General features: G+C 59.4%; 18 protein-coding genes and 1 tRNA gene. 10 read left to right on the forward strand and 9 right to left on the reverse strand.

Going from position 1 to position 24,657, the window contains the following annotated elements; all coding sequences use genetic code 11:
• Positions 1-103: 103 nt before the first annotated feature.
• Positions 104-970, forward strand: coding sequence for an O-fucosyltransferase family protein (locus H6B30_RS03805; RefSeq protein ID WP_205108080.1), 867 nt, complete (start codon positions 104-106; stop codon positions 968-970).
• Between the two features lie 163 nt (positions 971-1,133).
• Here H6B30_RS03805 and H6B30_RS03810 read toward each other — a convergent pair whose 3' ends face one another.
• Complete coding sequence (locus H6B30_RS03810) at positions 1,134-2,132, reverse strand: glycosyltransferase (protein ID WP_262896796.1); 999 nt, start codon at positions 2,130-2,132, stop codon at positions 1,134-1,136.
• A 294-nt stretch (positions 2,133-2,426) separates the two neighbouring features.
• On the opposite strand from H6B30_RS03810, the gene H6B30_RS03815 reads away from it, so the two are divergent.
• A complete protein-coding gene (locus H6B30_RS03815; protein ID WP_205108084.1) occupies positions 2,427-3,743 on the forward strand; it encodes a DUF6080 domain-containing protein in 1,317 nt (438 codons plus the stop codon).
• Between the two features lie 330 nt (positions 3,744-4,073).
• On the opposite strand, the gene H6B30_RS03820 is transcribed toward H6B30_RS03815, so the two are convergent.
• The 4 genes from H6B30_RS03820 to H6B30_RS03835 are packed head-to-tail and all read right to left on the reverse strand — an operon-like array spanning position 4,074 to position 7,287.
• The gene (locus H6B30_RS03820; protein ID WP_205108086.1) at positions 4,074-4,757 is read right to left on the reverse strand and encodes a ribulose-phosphate 3-epimerase; all 684 of its coding nucleotides are present in this window, start codon (positions 4,755-4,757) and stop codon (positions 4,074-4,076) included.
• Positions 4,748-5,758, reverse strand: a complete 1,011-nt coding sequence (locus tag H6B30_RS03825) for a galactitol-1-phosphate 5-dehydrogenase (RefSeq protein ID WP_205108088.1) — start codon at positions 5,756-5,758, stop codon at positions 4,748-4,750. The genes H6B30_RS03820 and H6B30_RS03825 overlap by 10 nt, the downstream gene beginning before the upstream one ends.
• Positions 5,755-6,456: an IspD/TarI family cytidylyltransferase gene (locus tag H6B30_RS03830; protein WP_205108090.1), complete on the reverse strand. Its 702-nt coding sequence runs from the start codon at positions 6,454-6,456 to the stop codon at positions 5,755-5,757. Before H6B30_RS03830 ends, H6B30_RS03825 begins: the two co-directional genes overlap by 4 nt.
• A 21-nt stretch (positions 6,457-6,477) precedes the next feature.
• Complete coding sequence (locus H6B30_RS03835; protein WP_205108092.1) at positions 6,478-7,287, reverse strand: LicD family protein; 810 nt, start codon at positions 7,285-7,287, stop codon at positions 6,478-6,480.
• A gap of 790 nt (positions 7,288-8,077) precedes the next feature.
• On the opposite strand from H6B30_RS03835, the gene H6B30_RS03840 reads away from it, so the two are divergent.
• From H6B30_RS03840 to H6B30_RS16735, 4 genes are all read left to right on the forward strand, one after another.
• Complete coding sequence (locus tag H6B30_RS03840) at positions 8,078-11,134, forward strand: SusC/RagA family TonB-linked outer membrane protein (RefSeq protein ID WP_205108093.1); 3,057 nt, start codon at positions 8,078-8,080, stop codon at positions 11,132-11,134.
• A gap of 60 nt (positions 11,135-11,194) precedes the next feature.
• The gene (locus tag H6B30_RS03845) at positions 11,195-12,751 is read left to right on the forward strand and encodes a RagB/SusD family nutrient uptake outer membrane protein (protein ID WP_205108095.1); all 1,557 of its coding nucleotides are present in this window, start codon (positions 11,195-11,197) and stop codon (positions 12,749-12,751) included.
• 48 nt (positions 12,752-12,799) lie between these two features.
• Positions 12,800-12,970: a hypothetical protein gene (locus H6B30_RS03850; RefSeq protein ID WP_205108097.1), complete on the forward strand. Its 171-nt coding sequence runs from the start codon at positions 12,800-12,802 to the stop codon at positions 12,968-12,970.
• A 203-nt stretch (positions 12,971-13,173) separates the two neighbouring features.
• Positions 13,174-13,404, forward strand: a complete 231-nt coding sequence (locus H6B30_RS16735) for a 2Fe-2S iron-sulfur cluster-binding protein (RefSeq protein WP_205108099.1) — start codon at positions 13,174-13,176, stop codon at positions 13,402-13,404.
• On the opposite strand, the gene H6B30_RS03860 is transcribed toward H6B30_RS16735, so the two are convergent.
• From H6B30_RS03860 to metG, 3 genes are read right to left on the reverse strand one after another with little or no spacing between them, the layout of a single operon-like run.
• The gene (locus H6B30_RS03860; RefSeq protein WP_205108101.1) at positions 13,367-14,335 is read right to left on the reverse strand and encodes a glycosyltransferase; all 969 of its coding nucleotides are present in this window, start codon (positions 14,333-14,335) and stop codon (positions 13,367-13,369) included. The genes H6B30_RS16735 and H6B30_RS03860 overlap by 38 nt on opposite strands.
• Before the next feature lie 2 nt (positions 14,336-14,337).
• Positions 14,338-15,786, reverse strand: a complete 1,449-nt coding sequence (locus H6B30_RS03865; RefSeq protein WP_205108103.1) for a lipopolysaccharide biosynthesis protein — start codon at positions 15,784-15,786, stop codon at positions 14,338-14,340.
• 36 nt (positions 15,787-15,822) lie between these two features.
• Positions 15,823-17,868: a methionine--tRNA ligase gene (metG, locus tag H6B30_RS03870; protein WP_205108105.1), complete on the reverse strand. Its 2,046-nt coding sequence runs from the start codon at positions 17,866-17,868 to the stop codon at positions 15,823-15,825.
• 357 nt (positions 17,869-18,225) lie between these two features.
• Between metG and H6B30_RS03875 the strand changes: the two genes are divergently transcribed.
• From H6B30_RS03875 to H6B30_RS03890, 4 genes are all read left to right on the forward strand, one after another.
• The gene (locus tag H6B30_RS03875) at positions 18,226-19,905 is read left to right on the forward strand and encodes a tetratricopeptide repeat protein (protein WP_205108107.1); all 1,680 of its coding nucleotides are present in this window, start codon (positions 18,226-18,228) and stop codon (positions 19,903-19,905) included.
• 41 nt (positions 19,906-19,946) lie between these two features.
• The gene (locus tag H6B30_RS03880) at positions 19,947-21,113 is read left to right on the forward strand and encodes a TlpA disulfide reductase family protein (RefSeq protein WP_205108109.1); all 1,167 of its coding nucleotides are present in this window, start codon (positions 19,947-19,949) and stop codon (positions 21,111-21,113) included.
• Positions 21,114-21,221: 108 nt separating this feature from the next.
• Complete coding sequence (locus tag H6B30_RS03885; protein ID WP_205108110.1) at positions 21,222-22,769, forward strand: YifB family Mg chelatase-like AAA ATPase; 1,548 nt, start codon at positions 21,222-21,224, stop codon at positions 22,767-22,769.
• Between the two features lie 198 nt (positions 22,770-22,967).
• Positions 22,968-24,281, forward strand: coding sequence for an acetylxylan esterase (locus tag H6B30_RS03890; RefSeq protein WP_205108112.1), 1,314 nt, complete (start codon positions 22,968-22,970; stop codon positions 24,279-24,281).
• A gap of 175 nt (positions 24,282-24,456) precedes the next feature.
• Here the strand turns inward: H6B30_RS03890 and H6B30_RS03895 are convergent.
• Positions 24,457-24,542 (reverse strand) — tRNA-Leu (locus tag H6B30_RS03895).
• Positions 24,543-24,657 lie beyond the last annotated feature (115 nt).

Below are 24,657 nucleotides of genomic sequence, written 5' to 3' on the forward strand. Positions count from 1 at the left end.
TGTCTTATGCAAAGATAAGAAAAGTAGGCGTATATTCAAAGCAAATAGCAGTTATTTGTTGACAGTGCCCGTATTGTCAAGTCTTTTTCGTAAATTTGCGACCATGAAAACGACAAATCACAAAGGAAGCCTGACGCTTGTGCCCGCAGGCGGACTGGCCAACAGGATGCGGGCCGTGGCGTCTGCCTACCGGCTGTGCCTCGCCGTGGGCAGCCGGCTCCACGTGGTGTGGTTCCGCGACTGGGCACTCAACGCGCCCTTCGCCGACATTTTCGAGCCTATCGAGGCACCGGGCATCGACCTGCGCGAGGCAGGCGTGGCCGACGCCATTGTCAACGGGCGCCCCCGCAGGCGCAACCTGTGGCTGCCGGCGCTGCCCCAGGCCCTGGCGTACCAACGGCGGATATACGAGAAAAGCGTCACGCCGCTCAAGCAGCGCGGCTTCGACTTCGAGGCGTGGGCCGCAGGGCGGCGGTGCTACATGAGCTGCTACCAGGAGTTCGGGGCATATCCCGACGACACCTACAGGCTGCTGTTCCGCCCTGTGGCAAGCGTGATGCGGAGCGTGGAGGCCAACGCCGGCCTCTTTGCCGACTACACCATAGGCATGCACATACGCCGCACCGACCACGGAGAGGCCACAGCCCAGAGCCCCACCTCGCTGTTCATCGAGGCCGGCAGGCGCGAACTGGCAGTCCACCCGGGCCTGAAGATATTCCTCGCCACCGACGACCAGGGGGTGAAAGCCGAGCTCACGGCAGAGTTTGGCGGCAGGGTCATCACGGCAGCGGCGGCGGCATCGCGCAGCAGCGCCGACGGCATCAGGGGCGGACTGGCAGACATGTACACACTGGCACGCACGCAGCGGATATACGGTTCGGCCGGAAGCTCGTTTTCGCCCATGGCCGCAAGGATAGGCGGAGTGGAGATGATAGAGGTTAGGGCCGGCCGCGTCAGGGAGCAATGCTGACGCCGCCATCAACCCGCTGATAGCCAACCGGTTGGCCATACGTGCCGTTTTGCAGTGCAAAACGGCACGTATGGCATTGTGAAACGGGCCGTTTCAGACGGTGAAACGGCCCGTTTTGCAGAGCGCCCGCGCAGCCGCCCCGCGCAGGCGGCATCCCCGGCGGCTAATCCAACCGCTGGCCGCGCTCGAGCAGATAGCGGTAGTTGTAGGCCTGCATCAGCGGGTAGAGCAGGCTGCGGAGCAGGGCCACGGGGTCGGGCTCGTAGGTATAAAACAGCGTATGGCGGTATTTCACAAACAAGCGCACCATGCGCAGCAGCGGCAACAGGCCCCCGGAGCACTCGCACTCGAGCAGCCTCACGCCGTCGCGGCACACCCGGCTGTCAGACTTGATGGCCCTGAGGAAGTCGAGCCTGGGCCTGAAGTGCCACGCGATGTACTTTTTCATGCGGCCATAGTTGCAAACGGCCCACCACAGTATGTAGGCCCCGTTGGCCGCAGAGCGCTCACGCCGCTTGTCGGGCACGATGTAAGTGTCCGACGTGGCACACCGCCTCTGGTGCACAAGCTCCCTGTCCACCATCACTATGCTGTCGTAAGCAGCGGCCGTGATGCTCAGTATCACGTCATAATAAGTGCGGTTGAATATCTCGCCCTTGTGCGGGAATAGGTTCAGCAACTCACGCCTGAAGAGCAGCGTGTGGCCCGGGAGCGACGAGAAGAGCAGCCTGAAGAGCCCGTAGTTAGGGCAGCGCCTGTCGTAGTTAAGGCTGATGCGGCTGTCGTTGCTGAACGGCACCGAACGGCACGTGCACAGCAACTTGCCGCCGATGGCGTCCATCTGCAGCCTTATCTTGTCGGGCTCCCAGATGTCGTCCTGGTCGCAAATGGCAATGTAGTCGCCCGTGGCAAGGGCCATTGCGCTGAAGAAGTTGGCGTTGACGCCCCTTCCGCCCTTGTTGACACACGGCTTTATGATGCTGTTACGTGCAGCATATTCCTCCACAATGGCCATGGTGCCGTCGGTGGAGCCGTCGTCTTGTATGATTATCTCGTGCAGCCCGTATGTCTGGTTGAGCACAGAGTCAAGCTGTTCGCGCAAATGCCGCTCCCCGTTGTAGGTGCACATAACAATAGAAACACGTTTACCCAATACGTCCATTACACTGTTCAATTGTAGGATGTTATGTCAAGTAGCCTGATGCGGGGCAGCCGCCACCGTGCCCACAGCCATGCCACCGCCACCGCGATGGCCCCTGCCGGCCCGGCCCCGGGGCACGCCTGCCCCACAAAGCCCGTAGCCCCCCGTGCCGGGGGCCGCCCGCCTGAATGTCGGGTGCAAAGATACTAAAACTTATCCGAACGGCCATGGCGCCACAGGCTTTTTGCCCCCGGGCGGCAGGCTAAGTGCAGATAATTTATTAACTTTGCAGCCCGGAAATGTAAGTCATACCTTATGAAAATCCCAAGACAGCTATGCCTGCGCCGCGAAGAGCGCTGGCCGGCCCTCGTGGCGCTGGCCGTCATCGTGGCGCTCAACGCGCTCATGGTGGGCAAATACTACGACGTGTTTGCCAAAAACATCCACGGCGGCTTCTGGGGCATGTTCACCGGCAAGTTCCATGTGTCGGGCTACGACCCCATCCTCTACCTTGTCATGTCGGTATGGCGGGTGCTTTTCAACGGCTTCCGCCATCCGCTGCTGCTGTGGATGCTCTACCCTGCGGCCTGCCTCAACGAGTGGCTCATGCCCATAGCGGGCATCAACTGCGCCCAACTGATAACGGCGGCCATGCTCACCGTGGCCGACTTCGCCTCGTTTGTTCTCTTCCACCGCCTGCTGCGCGACGTGGTGGGGCTCTGCCGGGCCGACACGGCGCTGCTCACGGCCCTGTTTTTCTCGTTCGCCTATGTGATGGTGCCCATGGTTGTGCCCGACCACTTCGCCTTCTCGCTGTGCCTGCTGCTGCTCACCCTCTACGTGTGCGGCCGCCACATGCGCGACGGCACGCCGCTGTCGGCCCCGGCCGCCGCGCTGCTCATGGTGGTCACGGCTGGCGTAACGCTGAGCAACGGGGTGAAAGTGGCGCTCGGCCAGTGGATGGCCAACGGCCGGCGGTTTTTCGCTTGGCGCAACCTACTTGTGGCCATGGCCCTGCCCTCGGCGCTGCTGCTGTGGGCCGGCTTCAGCGTGGGGGGCGTGCCCCAGCCCAAGACCGACGCCGACCTGCAGCAGGAAAACGCCAACCTGCGCAAGAACAATATGCCCACCCACGCCGACCACGGCGGCGAACCGATAAGCACGGTGGGGTTCATGAACTGGACCGACGCCACCACGTCGCGCCTTGACGCCGCCGTGGAAAACCTGTTCGGCGAATCCCTGCAGCTGCACAGCGACCATCTGCTGGGCGATGTGTGGATAGACAGGCCGGTGGTGGTGCGCTACAGCCTGGCCGCCAACTACGTGGTCGAGGCCGCGCTCGTGCTTCTCTTCGCGCTGGGGGCTTGGTGCGGGCGCCGCGAGCGGTTCGCTTGGCTGTGCCTTTCGTGGTTTGCGGTCGACATGGCGCTGTCGATGGGGCTCGGCTTCGCCATCAACGAGATATACATAATGGGCCCCCACTGGCTCTTCGTCATGCCAATATCCATGGCCTACGCCATGCTCAGGGCCAAAGGCGCCGCCCTGAAGGCCCTGCGGGTGGCCACGGGCTGCCTTGCCGCATGGCTGTGGGCATACAACGGCACGCTGTTTGTGGGCTTCATGCTGGGCTGAAACCAATGCTCACCAGATAAAATCCAAGAGGCTTTTTCAGGAGTGCTGGTGTACAGGAGTGCAGGAGTACAGACAATGGTTTAGTATATATTTTGGAGGCGGGAGGCAGTAGACGGGAGTACAGACAATAGTTATGGAAACATGGAAGCTGTGGGAGCATGGGGAAAGTGGTGCAGGAAGATAGTCAAATACCATTGTCTTAACTCCTTTACTCCCTAACTCCTTAACTCCTAAAAATACACTAAACTATTGTCTTTACTCCTAAAAACACACTAAACCATTGTCTGTACTCCTGCACTCCCGTACTCCTTAACTCCTAAAAAGCCCCCGTCAGACGATGGCGCGGCGCAACTCTTCGATGTTGTCGCGGTACTTGCTGATGTCGCCCTTGAATATCGACGACGTGCCGGCGACAAAGATGCTGGCCCCGACATCGCGCAGCTTGCGGGCGTTGTCGGGCGTTATGTTGCCGTCAACCTCCATTATTATGTCCTCGCGGCCCTCGCGCCGCAGCAGCTCGGCTATCTTTGCGGCCTTGCGCATGGTGCTCGGCACAATCTTCTGGCCTGCAAACCCGGGGTTGACCATGAGCACATTGATGCCGTCGATATAGTCGAGCACCTCTTCAAGCGAGTTTATCGGCGTGGCCGGATTGATGGCCAGGAAGCGCTTGCAGCCGTAAGGAGCGAGCCAGTCGAGCACGCGCTGCACCTGGAAGCTGCTCTCGTAGTGTATAGAGACAATGTCGGTAGGCTCTATCCCTATCCATTGCAGCTTGTACTCCGGCTCCTTTATCATTAGATGCAGGTCGAGCGGTATGCCCGTGAGGCTGCGCAAGCCCCGTATGTAGTCTACGCCGAGCCCGAAGTTTGGCACGAATATGCCGTCCATGACGTCGATGTGGAGGCGCTCGACGCCCTCCTGCTCGAATATCTCGATGGTCTCCTTGAGGTTGACCAGGTCGGAGCACATCATCGAAGCCGATATCTCGCCTTTCCTTTCCATCAGTTCCATGTGGTCATTATCTTGCAATAGGGTTCTGAGTGGGCGCGCATTATCTCCAGGCCGCGCCCGAGTTCATTCTGGGCGAACACGTGGGTGACGAGCCTCTCGGGGCTGATGGCCCCCCGCGCTATGGCTTCGGCGGCCTCGGTCCAGTCGGACGGCTGCGCCCCGTGGTAAGAAGAGTTCCACGTGCCGCGCAGCGTGATCTGCTTGCGCAGCACGCGCCAGTAGACGTCTTGCGCCAGGGTGATGTCGCCCGACGGGTTGCCCATGAGCACGGCCGTGCCCCCCGGCGCCGTGAGCCCCACGGCCTGGGCCACAGCCCCGGGCGTGCCCACAGCCTCGATGGCCACGTCATAGCGGCCTGCACAGGCATCGGCGGCGGCCACTGCCGTCAGCCCCAGTCTCTCGACCATGCGCCGCTTGGCCTCGTTGCGCACCACCACGTCTGCCGTAGAGGCCCCGAGCATGCGGGCCCAGAGCGCCGCCCCGATGCCAATCATGCCCGTGCCGACAACGCATGCCGACTGCCCGGTTGCCAGGCGGCTGCGCTTCACGGCATGCAGGGCCACGGCCAGCGGCTCGAGCATGGCCGCCACCGTTGGCGAGACGCCCTCGGGCAGCGGCAGGAGGTTCCACACCGGCACGGCCACAAGCTCGGCAAAGCCGCCGTCGCGGCGCGACCCCACATAGTCGTAATGGTCGCACATCTCGTAGTTGCCGGCCTCGCACTGCGGGCACCGGCGGCAGGGGATGAGCGGGAACACGCCAACCGGGCGCCCGCACAGCCCCCCGTCGGCGGGGCTGCCCACGCTCTCGACCACGCCAGAGAGCTCGTGGCCGGGTATGGTGGGGAAGTGGTAGGTGCCTTTGGTGAATATCCTCGGCACGTCGGAACTGCAAATGCCGGCAGCCTTGACTCTGACCAGGGCCCACCCCTCGGGGCACTCGGGCGTTGGGGCGTCTTCGTAACGCAGGTCGCCCACGGCGTGTAGTACGTATGCTTTCATTTCTTTCTTGCTTTGATGATGGTCTTGAAGTTGCTCAAGTCCTCGGGTGTGGTAATCTTGAAGTTCATCGGGTCGCCCTCGATGATGCGGCAACTGAGGCCCGACTTGAATGCCAGTTCGGTGCTGCCGTTTATTTTCATCAGCTCTGCGGCGTCCATGGCGCGGTGGGCCGCCAGGTACTTGGCGAGCCTGAACGCCTCGGGCGCCTGCCCGGCCCACAGCTTGCTGCGGTCGAGCAGCGCCGTGATGGTGGTGCCGTCGTCGCTGAGGTAGGTTGTGTCTTTCACCGCTATGGCCGGCATCACGGCGTCGGCCGCGGAGCAGGCAGCGAGGCACCGGCCTATGAGGTCGGCGCCGACGAGCGGCCGTGCGCCGTCGTGCACGATGACCAGGTCGGCGTCGCCGGTGGCCGACCGTGCCGCCACCTCAAGCGCATTGAATATGGAGTACTGCCTGGTCTGGCCGGCCGGGGCCAGGCTCACGGGCTTTTCGGGGCAGAGGCGGGCGGCAAGGCCGGCCACGAAGTAGCGCCACTGGTCGGCCACGGCCACCACTATGGCGTCGATGTCGGGGTGGGCGGCAAAGGCGGCGAGGCTGTAGCCCAGCACCGGCATGCCCTCTACCTCGACATACTGCTTGGGCATGTCGATGCCCATGCGGCTGCCCACGCCACCTGAGAGTATGATTGCTATGTTCATTTTCTTTGCTGTTTGCTGTGCCTACGCCATCAGTTCGGGCATTATGAACACAGAGTGGAACACACGTTTCTCCTCGGGCGGCACCTGCATGTAGTCGCCGTAGAGGTCGCGCAGGTAGGCATCGGGGTTGGCAGGGCCCAGAAACCGCTTGCCCTCAAACTCGACCTCAGTGAGCGGGAACACGCTGTCCTTGCGGTGCATGATGCCGTAACCGTTGTTGGTGGGTATGTTGCCGATGTACGTGCCCTTTGGCTTCAGCGCGCACGCGGCCGCCCACAGCGCGCTGTATGCCGCATACTTGCCCCCGAACCAGAACAGCTCGGCCGCGGCGCGCACGCTGTAGTGGTGGGCCTTGTGCAGTATTGAGTTGCTCTTTGATATGCCCTTGGTGATGCGCTTGACGAAACCGCGGCTCACGGTGGGGTAGTCTTCAAAGGGGAACACGTCGACATAGAGCCCTTTCTGGTAGCCGGCGGCGAAGTTGTCGCCCGCCTCGATGTAGAAGGAGTTCATGTCGCGCACCTTCACGATGGGCAGCTCCACCTCGGGGTCGGTGGCCCTTGTCTGCAGGAACAGGTCCGGCGGCAGTTCGCCGGCAGCCTCGGCGGCAAACCGCTCCATGTCTTCGCGCCGCATGGCTATGTCGATGTCGTCGTCCCAGGGGATGAAGCCCCCGTGGCGCACGGCCCCGAGCAGCGTGCCGCCGTCGAGCCAGTAGCTGATGGAATGGCGGCGGCATAGGCGGTCTATTTCCTCAAGTATGTCGAGCTGCTTAAGCTGGCACACCCTGAGGTTGCGCCTGTTGTATTCTTCGAGATATCTATTCTTCATCACACTTCGGTTTGCAGGCTGCGCCGACACGGTGAACCGGGCCTGCCTGTCGGCCACTGCGGCTGCCGGGCGGCTGTGCGCTGCTTATCTCGTGCAAATTTAATAAAAATGTTTGAAGTCTGAAACAAAAATGGCGTTTTTGCTCTGCGCCACTGCCGCTATTGGCGCCCTGCGAGCCCAAACGGCCCGTATGGGGTTGCCGAACGGCCCGTATGGCACCCTGAAACGGGCCGTTCGGCAAGGCAAAACGAGCCGTTTTGCAAACTGCTGGGCGCCAAGGGGTTGGCATGGCGCGGCAGGATGCCACCCAGACATGCCGCCACGACCGGGGCCGACAGACCGCCATGCCACGCCCACCCACGGCAACCACCCGCACGCAACCGGCGCCACCGTGGCAGGCGGCAGGGCAAAGGCTACCGCCCGGGGCCGGCAAGGCGGAGCCGCACGGCTGCTGCCGAAACCACCCCAAACGCCCACGGCCAGGGCATGAGGCCAATGCGAGACAGCAACAGCGAAACTGGCGTTTTTTAACATTATGCGAAGATTATGCCAACATATCGGTGAAACAGCCCTAAGCATAGCCATTTTTCCTTTCATTCTATAAAATATTGCGTTTTCTCAATTAACATTTATCCGATAACACAGAATCATTCTATCAAACCGTTACCAACGCGCAAAGTTTTAATACTATAAGCCTTAAAATTAAGAAAAGGTTTCTAAATTTGTGAACGAAACCGGGATTGAATGCCAAAGAGTAAATAATTATCCACTTATTAAAACAAAAAGCATCATGAGGAAAAGATTGTTTATCATTTTGTCATTGCTCATCACGACATGCGGATTTGCGATGGCGCAGGCCCTGATAAGGGGGTCGGTGGTGTCAGACAGTGACGGCTCTCCTGTAATAGGGGCCACCATCGTTGTAGACGGAACCTCAAAAGGCACAGTGACAAACGGCGACGGAAAGTTCAGCATAACACTTCCCGCCGGCAAAAAGAATGTGAGGATATCTTACATTGGCTTCGAGCCCCAGACAGTGGCAGCCAAAAACGGCATGAAGGTCAAGCTGCTGGAAGCCAAGAACGAGCTGGCCGAGACCATCATCACGGGCTACGGCAACTTCAAGAAGGCATCGTTCACCGGCTCGGCCCAGAGCCTGAAGACCGACGCCATGCAAGACGTGCCGGTAATCTCGATAGCCGACAAGCTGTCGGGAGGAGTGGCCGGCGTGTCGATAAGCCAGACATCGGGCGCCCCCGGCGGCACAAAGAGCATCAGGATAAGGGGAATGAGCAGCATCAACGCCGGCAACGACCCGCTCATCGTGGTAGACGGCACACCGGTGCAGAGCGGCGACGCCAACCCGTTCTCGGGCTCATACAACGACACTGGCTCCGACCTGCTGTCGACAATCAACCCCAACGACATCGAGTCGATGACGGTGATAAAAGACGCTGCGGCCGCTTCACTATATGGTTCGCGCGCGGCCAACGGCGTGATTGTCATCACGACGAAGAGCGGCAAGGCCGGAAAGACCAAGCTGTCGTTCCGCAGCGACTGGGGATTCTCGAACATGGCAATAAACTACAGGCCCACCCTGGGCGGCGACGACAGGCGCGCCCTGCTGAGCAAGGGCCTCGAAAACCAGGCCATCTATGACCTCGGCATGTCGGCAGCCGACGCCAAAGCCTATGCCGAAAGCAAGATAGACGCATACGCCTCGATGCCCAAGAACGGATGGACCGACTGGAAAGACCTGCTCTTCCGCACCGGCTCGCACCAGAATTACCAGATGAGCGTCACGGGAGGCAACACCGACACCAAGTTCTATGCGTCGCTCGCATACAACAAGCAGCTGGGCATTGCCTACGACCAGGGGCTGGAGCGCATCACCGGCAACGCCAACCTGCAGCACTCTTTCGGGCGGTTCGACCTTCAGGTAACCACGCAGCTGTCGCGCACCAGGCAAGACCTGGCCAACGAAGGCACTTCGTTCACCAGCCCGATAATGAACTACGCCTGGGTGCAAAACCCGTCGTCGACACCATACAACGACGACGGCACGCTCAACGACGGCTGCGGCTTGTTTGGCGTCAACCCGATATTCGAGCGCGACCACTCATCGGATGTGTACACATTCACCAAGGCATTCAGCACCGTAAAGCTCACCTACAACATCTGGGACAACCTGAAGCTGAGCGAGAAAATAGCCTACGACTACTTTGACGGCACCGAGGACGTGCTGTGGGACAAGTTCTCTAACAACGGCGGACCGGGCGGAGTGATGCAGCGCGACAAGCTCTCTTACCAACAGCTCAACTCGCAAACGCAGCTGACATACGAGAAAACGTTCGGCCAGCACAACGTCAACGTGCTGCTGGGCTTTGAGACCGAGAACTTCGTTAACTCCGACAACTACGTCAGCGGACAGAAATATCCGGGGCAGCTCTACGAATTCGGCAACGCCGCCGAGACCAATGCGTCGTCGGGCTACAGCTCTTACAGGCTCACGTCTTACCTCGGCCGCATTGACTACAACTACGCAGGGCGATACTACATTGGCGCAAGCATGCGCACCGACGGCACATCCAAGCTGTCGCGCGACAACCGATGGGGCACGTTCTGGTCGGTGTCGGGAGCATGGCGCTTTATAGACGAGAAGTTCATGGCGGCCGTCAAGGATGTGCTCTCCGACGGCAAGCTGCGACTGAGCTACGGCGTCAACGGCACGCAGCCGTCCGACTACTATGCCTACATGAACCTCTACAAGTACAGCAACCAGAACTACAACGGCATGTCGGGCATGGGAATAGTAGGCATTGCCAACCCCGACCTGAGGTGGGAGAAGAACAAGACGTGGAACATCGGACTCGACCTGCAGTTCCTGCACCGCATTTCGGTGACGCTCGACTACTACCAGCGCAAGACGTCGGACCTGATATACAACCTGCCCGTGTCAATGACAGGAGGCCACTACCGCTATGACGGCAACGCAGGGGCATACGTGTTCACGCAGCCAATGAACGTGGGCGAGATGGAGAACAAGGGATTTGAGATGACCGTCACCTCGGTGAACTTCGACACGAAAGACTTCAACTGGACCACCTCTCTTAACCTTTCGCACAACAGCAACAAGCTCACCAAGCTCGACGGCGAGAGCCAGGAGATAATAAGCGGGCCTATGATACACCGCGTGGGCGAGCCTTACTATTCGTACTACCTGTATGAATACGCCGGCGTGGACGCCCAGACGGGCAAGCCCCTCTACTACATCAACGACGGAACCGACAACGCCCGCAACACCACCACCGAGATAGCACAGGCCAACAAGACCATTGTGGGCAAGCACGACCCGGCCATAGAGGGCGGACTGACCAACACCCTGCGCTACAAGTTCATCGACCTGAGCTTCACGCTGACCTACTCCGTGGGTGGCGAAGCGTTCGACTACGCCACATGGCAGCACACCGACGGCGGCAGATACCTTTACGGCGGCGCCGTGCCGGCGTCATACGACCTGTCGGAAATGTGGACGGGCCCTGGCGACACCAACGCCAAGCTGCCCAAGTTCCAGTACGGAAGCGCATCGACAACGGCCTCGTCGCGATGGCTCATGCCCACCGACTACCTGCGGCTGAAGAGCCTCACCATAGGCTTCAGCGCCCCGACAAGCTTCATCAGCAAGCTCGGACTGACCAAGGCCCGCGCATACTTCTCGGGCTCCAACCTGCTGACATGGAAGTCGAAAGACCTCGTGGTAGACCCGGAGATGAGCCCGAGCGGAATAATGACGTTTGAGACGCCGGCCTACAGGACGTTTGCCTTCGGCGTGGAGCTCGACTTCTGATTGCCGCTCCGGCCATACATCAAGTTAATTAGCACAATAACAACATAAATCAAACGAAATATGAAAACAGCAAGAATATATAGAGCAATGGCCATCCTGTCGATTATAGCCGGCATGACGTCGTGCGGCAACGACTGGCTCGACCAGACACCGTCTGACGGAATAGACGCCAACGGGGCTGTGACAACGGTGAGCGACCTCGAGACTGTGCGCAACGGCGTTTACGCCTCGCTGAAAGGCATCAGAGACTTTGTCGACTATTACGGCCGCAACATGTTCATCTACGGCGACATGAGAGGCGAAGACGTGCAGTACAACTGGGTGGACGGAAGCGGACGCGGCAATTTCTACTACTACATGACCTACTCCACGGCCGACAACTTCTCAGGCGGCAACACTCCGTGGCAGTCGGCTTTCATAGTCACCGAAAGGGCCAACCGCGTGATAGAGGCCGCCGAGAGCGGCACACTGGGCGACGACGAGGCCATAGCACAATACGAGGCCGAGGCCAAGACACTCAGAGCCATGGCACTGTTCGACCTGACGCGCATCTACGGCAAGCCCTACACCATGGACAAAGGGGCTTCGCTCGGCGCGCCGATAATGCTCAAGCCTGTTGAAAACGCATACGCCAACAAGCCGAAACGCAACACTGTGGCCGAATGCTACACACAGATAGAGAAAGACCTGGACGACGCCGTGAAGTCGGGGGCGCTGCCCACATCAAACAAAGGCGACGCATCGGTGTACATCAACCTGTGGGCAGCCAAGGCACTGCAGGTGCGTGTGTACATGACAAAGGGCGAATGGGGCAAGGCCCTGGCCACCGCGCGCGACATAATAAGCAACTCTCCCTACGTGCTGTGGACTCCCGGGGAGTATGCCGAGGCATGGGCAAAGACCAGCAACGCACACAACAACGAGATAATATTCGAGCTGTCTATCAACGACAACAAGGACTGGACCGACCGCGAGGGCATAGCCTACTGCATGAGCGACGCCCATGGTGATGTTCCCGGCTACGGCGACATCATGGTGACCAAGGCATTTGCCGAGGCAATGGAGGCCGACCCGGCCGACGCACGCAACAACGTGCTGCTCAAGCCGGGCGGCGACCCCGAGACCTATGCCGGCAAATTTGAAACCGACGGCAACGACTTTGTGAAACACGGGGTGTTCATCAACAAGATGCCGGCGCACAACGGCGACGTGCGCTATGCCAACGTGCCTATGCTGCGCCTGTCGGAGGTGTACCTTAGCGCTGCCGAGGCCGCATTCCAGACGGGCGACAAGGCTGCCGCCGCACAGCTGCTCAACAAGCTGATAACCAACCGCACCACCGACGCAACGAAGGTGGTGACGGCCCAAGACATCACGCTCGACCGCATATACATGGAGCGGCGAAAGGAGCTTGTGGGCGAAGGACAGCGCTACTTCGACGTGATAAGGCGCGGAGAGACCGTGGTTCGCTACACCGACTCTAACAACCGCGGGTGGCACGACGTGCTGACGGAAGAGGCACGCACATTCAACCGCGACTCGAAGAAGGCCCTGCCGCTGATACCCGTGGCCGAAATCAACGCTAACCCGAACATTCTGCAGAATCCCCTTTACTAAATTATTAATCCAGGAGTAAACGCTCCAAACATTGCAGAAAGCGCGTCTATGGGAATAGGCGCGCTTTTTTGGGCCCACTGGATAAATCCCAGGGGCTTTTTAGGAGTTAAGGAGTTAGGGAGTAAAGGAGTTAAGACAATAGTTTTTCTTGCGGGAGTTAGGGAGTTAAGAGGAGTTAGATGGAGTTATAAGGAGTTAGAGGGAGTTAGGGGACAATAGCATTTGACTGACGCCTCACAGCCCATCCCTTAATTAGGAGTTGCAGGAGACAGGAGTTCAGGAGTGCAGACTTTTGCATTTGACTGACACTGCGCATGGCATATTTTCTTAACTCTTAATTTTTAATTGTTTATTTTTAATTCTTTGTTCGGAGTTAAGACAATAGTCTTTCTTGCGGGAGTTAGGGAGTTAAGAGGAGTTAGATGGAGTTAGATGGCAAAGGCTCTTTGCGCAGCCACGGCCATGGCCGCCCAACAGCCTGTAAACAAGCACGTTGCGAAACGTGCCGTATCAGACTGCGAAACGGCACGTATGACCATGCAAAACGGCACGCCTTGAATGACGAAACGGCTTGTATGGCAACTCCAGGCGATTGCGCATGGCCTGCAAGGCCATTCAGTCGTCGAAGTCGGAGTTGCGGTAAGCGAATATGAGCGGATAGAAAAAGCCGCGCACCGCGCCCATCAGTCCGCCGGCCTTTGCCTTATTATAATATGTGGAACGGCGATGCCTCATGCAACAAAGGCACAGGCGCAGCAACGGCAATGCGCCCGGCGAGAGCATGCAACGGGCCATGGTGTGCTCTGTGCGCAACGCATCCGATGCCGTCTGGGCACAGACATGGGTGTAAAGGCGGCGCCACTTGCCCTTGTGCTGCAGCTGGCGGTAATGGCGGTAGCCCACCACATAAGGGGCAAGCGGGCCAAGGGCGGCAGCTGCGGCGCCGACAGAAGGCCCACCGCCCACCCTCCTGGCCGCCTCGTCCGGGTGGGTGCGGTGCCAGTTGAGCGGCTCGGCAATGTAGGTTATGGCCTTATCGCGATAGAAATAAGCGTTGAGCGCAAGGCTCCAGTCGTAGATGATGCAGTCGAGCCACGCCCCCTCGCGCTGCACATAGTCGCGGCGCAGCAGCATGGTGTGGCCCGCAAAGCCGTGGAAAAGCAACGCCTTGAGCGAATGCTGCGGCTCCACCCGGCGGGCACCCTCAAGGCGGCTGCCGCGCACGTGGGCCGAGAAGCAGATGTTGTGGCCTCCGATGGCCTCGACCTGGCGGGCTATCTTGTCGGCAAACCACACGTCGTCCTGGTCGGAAATAGCCACGAAGTCGGCCGTGGCACGCATGACGGCCGACTTGAAGTTGAGGTTGTAGCCAAGGTTGCGCCCGTTGACATAGAGGCTGATGAAGGGGTAACGGGCGGCATATTCCCTGACAATGGCCACGGTGCCGTCGGTCGAACGGTCGTCTTGCACAATGAGCCTGTGTATCGGATAGGTCTGCCCGATGATTGAGTCGAGCTGCTCGCGCAGGTAGCGCTCGCCGTTGTAGGTACACATCACCACATCCACCGTCTTGCTTGTGTCCATGATCAATGCTTGCGTTTGAACAACTTGTTGACAATAAACTGCTGGCACTCATTGAGGATGTGGACGCGGGCCACACGCATAACAGCGTAATACAGCACGGCGGCCACGGCTATGCGCGCCACGAGCAGCACGGCCATGTTGCCTATCCACGCCGTGGCGAAGTAGGTGGCGGCCATCACCGCCATGGCGGCGATGGCAAAAGGAAGCGTGTCGCGCATGAACATCACGAAGCCGTAGCCAGTGAGCCGGCGCACAAAAAAGTGCCACACAAGCACCCACAGCAGGTTGAGCGCCGTATACCCTACCACCATCGAGCGTATGCCGAGCGGCCAAATGCACACCATCAGCACTATAGAGGCCAGCCCCAAGCCGCACGTGCACCACAGGTTGACACCCGAGCGCCCGCAGCTGAGCACCACATTAGACAGGAATGTGTGCAGAGGCATGACCGCGCCGCTGATGCACAGTATCTGCATCAGCCCGGCCGAGAACAGCCATTTGTCGGTTATGGCCAGCACTATGAACTCGCGGGCCACAAGGCCGAGGCCGAATAGCAGCGGGAACGACACGAAAGAGATGAGCCTCACCATCTTGCGCATGGCACCGAGGCGGCGCGAGCTCTGCCCGCTGAGGTCGGCCAGCACCGGCTGCGTCACCTGCTGCACGGTGCCCTGCACGAGGTAATAGCACTTGTTGTCCCACTGATAAGCCTGGTTGTAGCACCCCGTGGCGTATGGCGAGAAGTAGCGTCCCAGCAAGATGTTGAGCACATTGCTGTTCACATTGTTCAGTATGCCGGTGGCAAGCACCTTGACGCTGAAGCGGAACATGCGCCAGACAGGGCCGAAGTCGATGCGCAACGACGGGCGCCACGGCGAGCACCGCCACAGCAACACGGTGTTGACACCCACGAAGACAAGCCCCTGGGTGGCCAGCGACCAGTAGCCCATGCCCGAGAAAGCCATGCTCACGCCCACTATGTTGGAACAGAGCACGGCCGTCATCCCGGCCTTCGCCTGCTGCTTTACCATGAGGTTTTTGAACAGGTAGGCCGACTGGGCTGTGGCAAAGCTGGCAAAAAGTATGTTGAGAAAGGCATAACGGCACAGCGGCACGAGCTTGTCGGTATGGTAATAGTCGGCTATCAGCGGTGCACAAAAGAAGAGCAGCGCATACATGGCCGTGCCTACGATGACATTAAACCAGAACACCGAGTTGTACTCCCGGTGTCCTGGTTGCTTTATGTTGGTAAGGGCCACGGTGAAACCACTGTTCTGCAGCGTTATGGCAATCTGCGGGAAGATGGTTATCATGGCTATCATGCCGTAGTCGTCGGGCGATAGCAACCGCCCCATCATTATGCCGAAGCACAGTCCGAGCGCCTGCTGGATGAAGTTGTTCATCCCGCCCCAAAGTATTCCCTTGGCCGTTTTCTCCTTCAGCGATTCCATTGAGTGGTGTTGTCAATAAGCCTGCAGGGCGCTGTGTCAGCACACCTTGCTGCCGGGGTTCACCTTGCGCAGTATGGTGGTCACGCTCAGCGAGCCGTCAAAATTCTCGGCCGAGAGTATCATTCCCTGACTCTCTATGCCCATGAGCTTGCGCGGCGCGAGGTTGGCAATGAACAGCACGTCTTTGCCCACGAGCTCTTCGGGCTCGTAAAACTTGGCTATGCCGCTGACGATGGTGCGGTCGGTGCCGCTACCGTCGTCTATTGTGAACTTGAGCAACTTGTTTGCCTTCTTCACCTTCTCGCAGGCCTTGATGTGCCCTACACGTATGTCAATCTTCTCGAAGTCGGCAAAATCGACCGTAGCCTTCACCGGGTCGGCCTTGTGGGCAGCGGCCTCGTTGGCCTTCTTGGCGTCGTCGAGCTTCTTGAGCTGGTAGTCAATGGCCTCGTCGTCAATCTTCTCGAAGAGCAACTCGGGCTCGCCGAGCTTGTGGCCGGGGGCCAGCAGGTCTGTGCGCCCGAGGCTTCCCCAGTCGGCCCCGTCCATGTTTATCATCTTGCGCAGGCGGGCGCTGCTGAACGGGAGGAACGGCTCGAAGGCTATTGCGAGGTTGGCCACAATCTGGAGCGACACATATAATATGGTCTCGACGCGCTTCGGGTCGGTCTTCCATATCTTCCACGGCTCGCACTCGGTGATGTACCTGTTGCCAATGCGGGCCAGGTTCATGGCCTCCTTCTGGGCATCGCGGAACTTGAACACGTCGAGCAGTGCCTCGACCTTCTGCTTCACGTCCTTGAACTCGTCGAGCGCGGCATGGTCGGTTGGCGTGAGCTCGCCGCAGGCAGGCACCACCCCGTCCCAATATTTCTTGGTAAGCTGGAGGGCACGGTTGACGAAATTGCCATAGACGGCCACCAGTTCGTTGTTGTTCCTGTCCTGGAAATCGCGCCAGGTGAAGTTGTTGTCCTTGGTCTCGGGGGCGTTGGCAGTGAGCACATAGCGCATCACGTCTTGCTTGCCCGGCATCTCCAGCAGGTAGTCATGAAGCCATACGGCCCAGTTGCGCGACGTGGATATCTTGTCGTTCTCAAGGTTCAGGAACTCGTTGGCCGGCACATTGTCGGGCAGTATGTAGCCCCCGTGGGCCTTGAGCATCGACGGGAACACTATGCAATGGAACACAATGTTGTCTTTTCCGATGAAATGCACGAGCCGGGTCTCGGGGTCTTTCCACCATTTCTCCCAGTCGTCGGGCATCAGTTCCTTTGTGTTTGATATGTAGCCGATGGGCGCGTCAAACCACACATAGAGCACCTTGCCCTCCGCCCCGTCCACGGGCACGGGTATGCCCCAGTCGAGGTCGCGCGTCATGGCGCGTGGCTGGAGGTCGAGGTCGAGCCAGCTCTTGCACTGGCCGTAGACGTTAGGGCGCCACTCCTTGTGCCCCTCGAGTATCCATTGCTTGAGCCAGTCCTGGTATTCGTTCAATGGCAAGTACCAGTTCTTGGTTTTCCGCAGCACAGGCTTGGAGCCGCTGATGGCCGACTGCGGGTTGATGAGCTCCGTCGGGTCAAGGTCGCTGCCGCATTTCTCGCATTGGTCGCCATAGGCCTTGGGGTTATGGCAGTGCGGGCACTCGCCCGTGATGTATCTGTCGGCGAGGAACTGGTGGGCCTCCTCGTCGTAGTATTGCTCGCTCTCGCGCTCTATGAGCTTGCCGTCGTCATAGAGCTTGCGGAAGAAATCCGACGCCGTCTGGCTGTGAATGCCCGACGTGGTGCGGCTATAGATGTCGAATGAAATGCCGAAATCCTCGAAACTCTTCTTTATCATGGCGTGATAACGGTCGACGACAGCCTGCGGCGTGATGCCCTCTTTCTTGGCGCGGATGGTTATTGGCACACCGTGCTCGTCGCTTCCGCAGATGAACCGCACGTCCTCACCCTTGAGCCTGAGGTAGCGCACGTATATGTCGGCCGGCACATACACACCGGCCAAATGGCCAATATGCACCCCCCCGTTGGCGTATGGCAGTGCTGCCGTGACGGTGGTGCGCTTGTAATGCTTCTCTTCCATATTCGAGTGATGTATCTATTGTTTGCTTTTTATTTTGGTGCAAAGTTAATGCAAATTATCGATTAACCGAAAGGAAAGCAGATATTTTTACGCCGCGGCACTGCCGAAAGCCCGGCACGGCAGCAACAGACAAACCGAACAATAACGCCGACCAACGCCACAAAGGGCACGCCACCGGCGCCACCGCATGCCATAATTGCGCGCGAAGGATTAATAAAACATAAAAATTTGTCGGAATTTCTTCTAATACAGAATTAGATGTTTATCTTTGCAGCAGTGTAAAACGAAAGGAGGCAGGCTGCAAGCTAACCAGGCTGCAGGCTAACAGCACGCATATCCTTGTAAATATCTAATAAAATGCAAAAGAAGAATCTTGTTTTCTTGTCAGCCGCATCATTGTTGTTGCTGACATCGTGTTCGAAGCTTGGCCCGCTGACGGCCGACGACTTCAAGGTGGTTCCCAACCCGCTGGAATCTCACGCCGGACAGGTGCCTGCCACAATCAACGGCTCCTTCCCTGAGAAGTACATGAAGAAAAAGGCTGTTGTCACCGTTACTCCGGAGCTGCGCTACGGCAACGGGCAAGTGGCACGCGGCACAAGCGCCACGTTCCAGGGCGAGAAGGTGGAAGGCAACGACCAGACCATCTCCTACCAGGTAGGCGGCAACTACACAATGAAGACCAACTTCAAGTATGTGCCCGAGATGCAGAAGAGCGAGCTCTACCTCACCTTCGACGCCAAGATAGGCAAGAAAGAAAAGGAAATACCTGCCGTGAAGGTGGCCGACGGCGTGATTGCCACTTCAGAGCTGGTGGGTCGCACTGTGAAGAGCGCCCAAGCCTGCATTGCCCCCGACTCGTTCCGCCGCGTGACAGAAGCAAAGCAAGTTGCCAACATCAAGTTCCTCATCCAGCAGGCCAACCTGCGCAAGAGCGAGCTGAAGAACAACTCGGTTACAGAATTCGTGGAGTTGCTCAAGAAAATCAACGCAGACAAGGAAGGCCTCAACCTGAACAACATAGAGATATCGGCTTATGCATCGCCTGACGGAGGTGTGGAGCTGAACGACAAGCTTGCCAACCAGCGCCAGAAGAACACCGAGAAGTATGTTGACCAGCAGCTCAAGAAGGCAGAACTGGCCGACGCCAACGTCGACGCCAAGTACACCGCACAAGACTGGGAAGGCTTCCAGGAGCTCGTGCAGGCATCGAACATACAGGACAAGGATGTCATCCTGCGCGTCCTCTCGATGTACAAAGACCCCGAAGAGCGTGAGCGCCAGATCAAGAACATGAGCGCCGGATTCCGCGAGCTGGCCGACGGCATCCTGCCGCAGCTGCGCCGTTCGCGCATGACCATCAACTATGAGGTCATCGGCCGCGACGACGACCAGATACTGGCACAGTATAAGGAAGACCCGAAGCAGCTCAGCGTAGAGGAGCTTCTGTATGCCGCAACGCTCAAAGACAACGCCGACGAGCAGGAGCAGATATACAAGACAACGACCGAGGTTTACCCCAACGACTGCCGCGCATATAACAATGTAGCCACCATAGAGTATGCAAAGGGCAACTACGACGAAGCCAAGAACTACCTGCAGAAGGCCCTTGCCATCGACGCAAACAACGGAGAGGCCAACGCCAACCTCGGCTTGCTGGCATTGCAGGCTGGCGACGCCAAGACAGCAGAGACCTACATATCGAAGGCTTCAAACGCCAACGGCCTGGCAGAAGTGCTCGGCAACCTGCACCTGGCACAGGGCAACTACGCCCTTGCAGAGCAGGACTTCGCCAAAGTCAACTCAAACAGCGCCGCGCTTGCCCAGATTCTGAACAAGAACTACTCTGCTGCGTCAAACACGCTCAACAACATAAAGAACTCTGACGGCATGACCGACTACCTCAAGGCCATACTCTATGCACGCCAGGGCAACAACACAGAGGCTGCCAACGCTCTGCGCAGCGCTGTGAGCAAGGACGCCTCGCTGGCTGCCTACGCCGCCAACGACCTCGAACTGGCTAACGTCAGCAAGTAAAAACGGCACACTTCACTTCACATAAGGAGAGGGAACGAGCAATGGGATTTGCCTTTACAACAGGGCCCGACACCAGGCGCAAGCCCGGACAGCAGGCAACAGCCGGCACCAACGGGCGGACAGCCACTTGGGCCAGGCACATCCCATCGCTACGTTCCCTCTCTTTTTTTTCACCATCAGTCCATGCCATCGCTGCCATGGCAGCCGTGACATTGCTCACGGCGTGCGGGGCGGGCAACGGCAGGTTCCGCATTGAAGGGCGGTTCCGCAACCTCAACCGCGGCGAGTTCTACGTATACAGCCCCGACGGGGGCACACAGGGCCGCGACACGATACAAGTGGCAGACGGACGGTTCTCATACAACGTGCCACTGTCTGACAAAGCAACATTCATACTCATATTCCCAAACTTCTCCGAGCTTGTAGTGTTCGGCGACAACGGCAAGGTGGCCAAGCTCAGCGGCGACGTCTCGCACATGAAGGAAATCGAGGTGTCGGGCTCCGACGACAACGAGCTCATGACCAAGTTCCGCATGTCGGCCAACAGGATGGCCCCGCCCGAGGTGAAAAAAGCCGTGGCCGACTTCGTCGGCGAGCACCCCGCGTCGCCCGTAAGCATGTACCTGGTAGACCGCTACTACATACGCACCGACGAACCCGACTACGCCGCGGCAGCCAAACTGCTAAAGACAATGCTCAAGGCCGACCCGACCAACGGGCGCACAGCCCTGCTGCTCAAGCAGACGGAGACGCTGAAGCCATCGGCCATAGGGGCCAAGCTGCCCCAGTTTGCCGCCACCGACACCGACGGCAAAGCCATAAGCCTGAAAAACCTCAACGGAAAAGTAAACGTGGTCAGCGCATGGGCGTCGTGGAGCTACGACAGCCAGAACATACAGCGCTGGCTCAGGAGGTACAAGACCGCCAAGGGCAACGACCTGGCCGTGGTCAGCCTGTGCCTCGACGGCGACAAAGCCACATGCCTGCGCGAGCTGAAGGCCGACTCAATAAACTGGCCCACCGTGTGCGACGGGCTCATGTGGGACACGCCACTGATGGCGCGCTTCGGCCTGGCAACAGTGCCGGGCAACATCGTGGCCGACGCCGACGGCCGCATAGTGGCCCGCAACCTCAGCACGCGCGAGATGAGAGAACAGCTGGAAAAGATGCTCGGCAAGCTTGACTTCGGCGGCAGCCGCGAGCGTTGACACCCACGCCTGGCTGCCGCAACGGGCAGCCACCCCAAAGCCGCTTACGGCAGCCAACGCCGGCTGCCATTACTAACCACCACCATCCCACCGAAAACCCATACCACAATGCTTGTAAAGACATACTGCGCAGCCGTGACCGGACTCGAAGCCACCACCGTAACCGTGGAGGTGAGCCTGTCGCGCGGCGTGCTGTTCCACCTCACCGGGCTGCCCGACAACGCCGTGCGCGAGAGCCACGACCGCATAGTGGCCGCGCTGCAAAACAACGGCTACAAGTTTCCCGTGGCCGACATCACCGTCAACATGGCACCGGCCGACCTGCGCAAGGAAGGCAGCGGCTACGACCTGCCGCTGGCCATAGGCCTGCTGGCCGCCTCGGGAAAAGTGGAGACAAGCCGGCTGGGCAGCTACATGATGATAGGCGAGCTGGGGCTCGACGGCCGCATGCAACCCGTGCGCGGAGCCCTGCCCATAGCCATAAAAGCCCGAGCAGAACAGTTCAAGGGCCTGATTGTGCCCCGGCAAAACGTGCGCGAAGCCGCAGTGGTCGACAAGCTCGACGTCTACGGCATGGAAAGCATCACCGACGTGATAGCCTTTCTCAACGGCTCCGGGGCATACGAGCCCACGGTGGTGGACACGCGGGCCGAGTTCTACGCCAACCAAAACCACTTCGAGCACGACTTTGCCGACGTGCGCGGGCAGGAAAGCGTGAAGCGCGCGCTCGAGGTGGCAGCAGCCGGAGGCCACAACCTCATCATGATTGGCCCGCCGGGCAGCGGCAAGTCGATGATGGCCAAGCGCCTGCCGTCGATATTGCCGCCGCTGTCGCTGGCCGAGAGCCTGGAAACGACACAGGTGCACAGCGTGGCGGGCAAGCTAAGCCGCGACACGTCGCTAATATCGCAGCGACCGTTCCGCTCGCCCCACCACACCATATCGCCCGTGGCGCTCGTGGGCGGCGGCACCAACCCCCAGCCGGGCGAGATATCGCTGGCCCACAACGGGGTGCTGTTCTGCGACGAACTGCCCGAGTTCAACCGCAGCGTGCTTGAGGTATTGCGGCAGCCACTGGAAGACAGGCGCATCACGATATCGCGCTCCAAGTACACAGTGGAATACCCCTGCTCGTTCATGTTCGTGGCCTCTATGAACCCATGCCCCTGCGGCTACTACGGAGACCCCACCCACAAGTGCGTATGCTCGCCCGGACAGATACAGCGTTACATGAACAAGATATCGGGCCCGCTGCTCGACCGCATCGACATACAGGTGGAGATAACGCCCGTGCCATTCGACGACATTTCACGGTCGGCACCGGGTGAGCCCAGCGAAGCCATCAGGCAACGGGTGGTCAGGGCGCGCCGCATGCAGGAGGAGCGCTACCGCAGCCACCCCGGCACGCACTGCAACGCCCAGATGACCGAACGGATGATACACCAGTATGCCGAGCCCGACTCCGACGGCATAGAGATTCTGCGCATGGCCATGAAGCGGCTAAGCCTGAGCGCAAGGGCCTACAACCGCATACTGAAGGTGGCGCGCACCATTGCCGACCTCGACTCGAGCGCCAACGTGCGCACAGAGCACCTGGCCGAAGCCATCGGCTACCGCAACCTTGACCGCGGCGACTGGGCCGAGCGCGGGGCATGAAGCCAAGCCGCTGAGTCTCAGCGCATTGGCAAACCACCCGTTCGGGCCGGCAAAACGGCCCGAACGGCAAGGCAAAACGGCCTCCGCGACACGGCGAAACGGCCCCCGCGGCAACGCCACAAGGGCCACCGCGCTACAACAACGCCGCGGCGGCACGACAGGCAAACCATCACGACACTAACAAAACTAAAACCAACTATGAAGAAAACCATCATCACCGCGCTGCTGGCCATCATGGCATTGGCCCACGCCGGGGCAGCAAAGAACTACCCGGAAAACAGCGACTACCTGTGGGTGACCGTGCCCGACCATGACAACTGGACGTACAAGGTGGGCGAAGAGGCCATCATCGACGTACAGTTCTATAAATACGGCATACCGCGCGACGCCACGATAGAATACTCCATCGGAGGCGACTGCCTGCCCGACGACACCCACGGCAAGGCCACCATGAAGCGGGGCAAGGCCACCATCAACATGGGCACGAGCCGGAAACCGGGATTCCGCGACCTGAGGCTGACGGCCAACGTCGACGGAAAGAAATACACCCACCACGTGAAAGTGGGGTTCAGCCCCGACAAAATAAGGCCTTACACCGCCGAACCGGCCGACTTCACGGAATTCTGGCAGTCGAACCTGAGCCGGGCGGCAGCCTTCCCCCTGAAATACACGCGCGAACCGGCGCCCGAATACACCACCGACCGGGTGGAGGCATGGCTCATAAAACTACAGACAGACCGCGAGGGCCACTCGCTCTACGCCTACCTGCTCGTGCCACGCGGGGCCAAGCCGGGCTCATGCCCCGTGGTGCTCACACCGCCGGGAGCGGGCGTCAAGCGCATCAAGAGGGTGGCCGAAGGCATGTACTACCCCGAAAACGGCGTCATACGCCTCGTGACCGAGATACACGGACTCGACCCAAGACTGCCCGAGACCACCTTCGACGACATCAGGGCCGCCTTCGACGGCCGCGTGAAGGGATACCTGTACCAAGGGCTCGACAACCGCGACAACTACTACATGCGCCACGTCTACACCGGGCTCGTCAGGTGCATAGACCTGCTTACGTCGCTGCCAGAGTGGGACGGACGCAACGTAATCACGCAGGGAGGCAGCCAGGGAGGGGCGCTGGCCATCATAGCAGCCGCCCTCGACACGCGGGTGACGCTGTGCGTGGCCAACCACCCGGCGCTGAGCGACATGGCGGCGGCCGCCGCCGGGCTCACGGGCGGCTACCCGCACTTCACAGAAAAAGACGGGATGCTTACCCCCGAAAAGCTGGAGACGATGGCTTACTACGACGTGGCCAACTTTGCCCGCCACGTGAAAGCCACCACATTCATGACGTGGGGATACAACGACAACACCTGCCCGCCCACCACTTCGTATGCCGTATGGAACACGCTGGCGTGCCCCAAGGAATGCCTTGTAACGCCAATCAACGAGCACTGGACGTCGGCTGCCACCGACAGGGCGCAGCTCGACTGGATTCTCTCAAAACTGAAAAAATGACTCTAACCCACAAGAAGCCGTGGCCATGAGCCTTGGAGCATGGCCCCTACGACGCAAAACCGACGCCGCACATGGCACGCGGCCAACAAGCGGGCAACAGAAATGGGCTGCACCACGCTAAGTGATGCAGCCCATTTCCATAAAACCGATGCCCCAAACCACAGCCGGGGCTTCGTGCCGCGAGCGGGACTCGAACCCGCACAGCCATTTCTGGCCAAGGGATTTTAAGTCCCTCGTGTCTACCAATTCCACCATTGCGGCAACCGTCGAAGCCGGGCTTTCGCCCAACCGCGTGCAAAGTTATCACTATTTCCCGTAAACACCAAACGTTTCGCCAACATTTTTGTGCTCTACGCCCTAAACACTGGCCTCAAAC

This window comes from Marseilla massiliensis (assembly GCF_016899955.1).
Lineage (GTDB): Bacteria > Bacteroidota > Bacteroidia > Bacteroidales > Bacteroidaceae > Prevotella > Prevotella intestinigallinarum.

Bases quoted from the DNA above. Each gene is read 5' to 3' on its own strand.
- H6B30_RS03805 (WP_205108080.1), top strand. From the start codon at position 104: ATGAAAACGACAAATCACAAAGGAAGCCTGACGCTTGTGCCCGCAGGC.
- H6B30_RS03810 (WP_262896796.1), bottom strand. From the start codon at position 2,132: ATGGACGTATTGGGTAAACGTGTTTCTATTGTTATGTGCACCTACAAC.
- H6B30_RS03815 (WP_205108084.1), top strand. From the start codon at position 2,427: ATGAAAATCCCAAGACAGCTATGCCTGCGCCGCGAAGAGCGCTGGCCG.
- H6B30_RS03820 (WP_205108086.1), bottom strand. From the start codon at position 4,757: ATGGAACTGATGGAAAGGAAAGGCGAGATATCGGCTTCGATGATGTGC.
- H6B30_RS03825 (WP_205108088.1), bottom strand. From the start codon at position 5,758: ATGAAAGCATACGTACTACACGCCGTGGGCGACCTGCGTTACGAAGAC.
- H6B30_RS03830 (WP_205108090.1), bottom strand. From the start codon at position 6,456: ATGAACATAGCAATCATACTCTCAGGTGGCGTGGGCAGCCGCATGGGC.
- H6B30_RS03835 (WP_205108092.1), bottom strand. From the start codon at position 7,287: ATGAAGAATAGATATCTCGAAGAATACAACAGGCGCAACCTCAGGGTG.
- H6B30_RS03840 (WP_205108093.1), top strand. From the start codon at position 8,078: ATGAGGAAAAGATTGTTTATCATTTTGTCATTGCTCATCACGACATGC.
- H6B30_RS03845 (WP_205108095.1), top strand. From the start codon at position 11,195: ATGAAAACAGCAAGAATATATAGAGCAATGGCCATCCTGTCGATTATA.
- H6B30_RS03850 (WP_205108097.1), top strand. From the start codon at position 12,800: ATGGGAATAGGCGCGCTTTTTTGGGCCCACTGGATAAATCCCAGGGGC.
- H6B30_RS16735 (WP_205108099.1), top strand. From the start codon at position 13,174: ATGGAGTTAGATGGCAAAGGCTCTTTGCGCAGCCACGGCCATGGCCGC.
- H6B30_RS03860 (WP_205108101.1), bottom strand. From the start codon at position 14,335: ATGGACACAAGCAAGACGGTGGATGTGGTGATGTGTACCTACAACGGC.
- H6B30_RS03865 (WP_205108103.1), bottom strand. From the start codon at position 15,786: ATGGAATCGCTGAAGGAGAAAACGGCCAAGGGAATACTTTGGGGCGGG.
- metG (WP_205108105.1), bottom strand. From the start codon at position 17,868: ATGGAAGAGAAGCATTACAAGCGCACCACCGTCACGGCAGCACTGCCA.
- H6B30_RS03875 (WP_205108107.1), top strand. From the start codon at position 18,226: ATGCAAAAGAAGAATCTTGTTTTCTTGTCAGCCGCATCATTGTTGTTG.
- H6B30_RS03880 (WP_205108109.1), top strand. From the start codon at position 19,947: ATGGGATTTGCCTTTACAACAGGGCCCGACACCAGGCGCAAGCCCGGA.
- H6B30_RS03885 (WP_205108110.1), top strand. From the start codon at position 21,222: ATGCTTGTAAAGACATACTGCGCAGCCGTGACCGGACTCGAAGCCACC.
- H6B30_RS03890 (WP_205108112.1), top strand. From the start codon at position 22,968: ATGAAGAAAACCATCATCACCGCGCTGCTGGCCATCATGGCATTGGCC.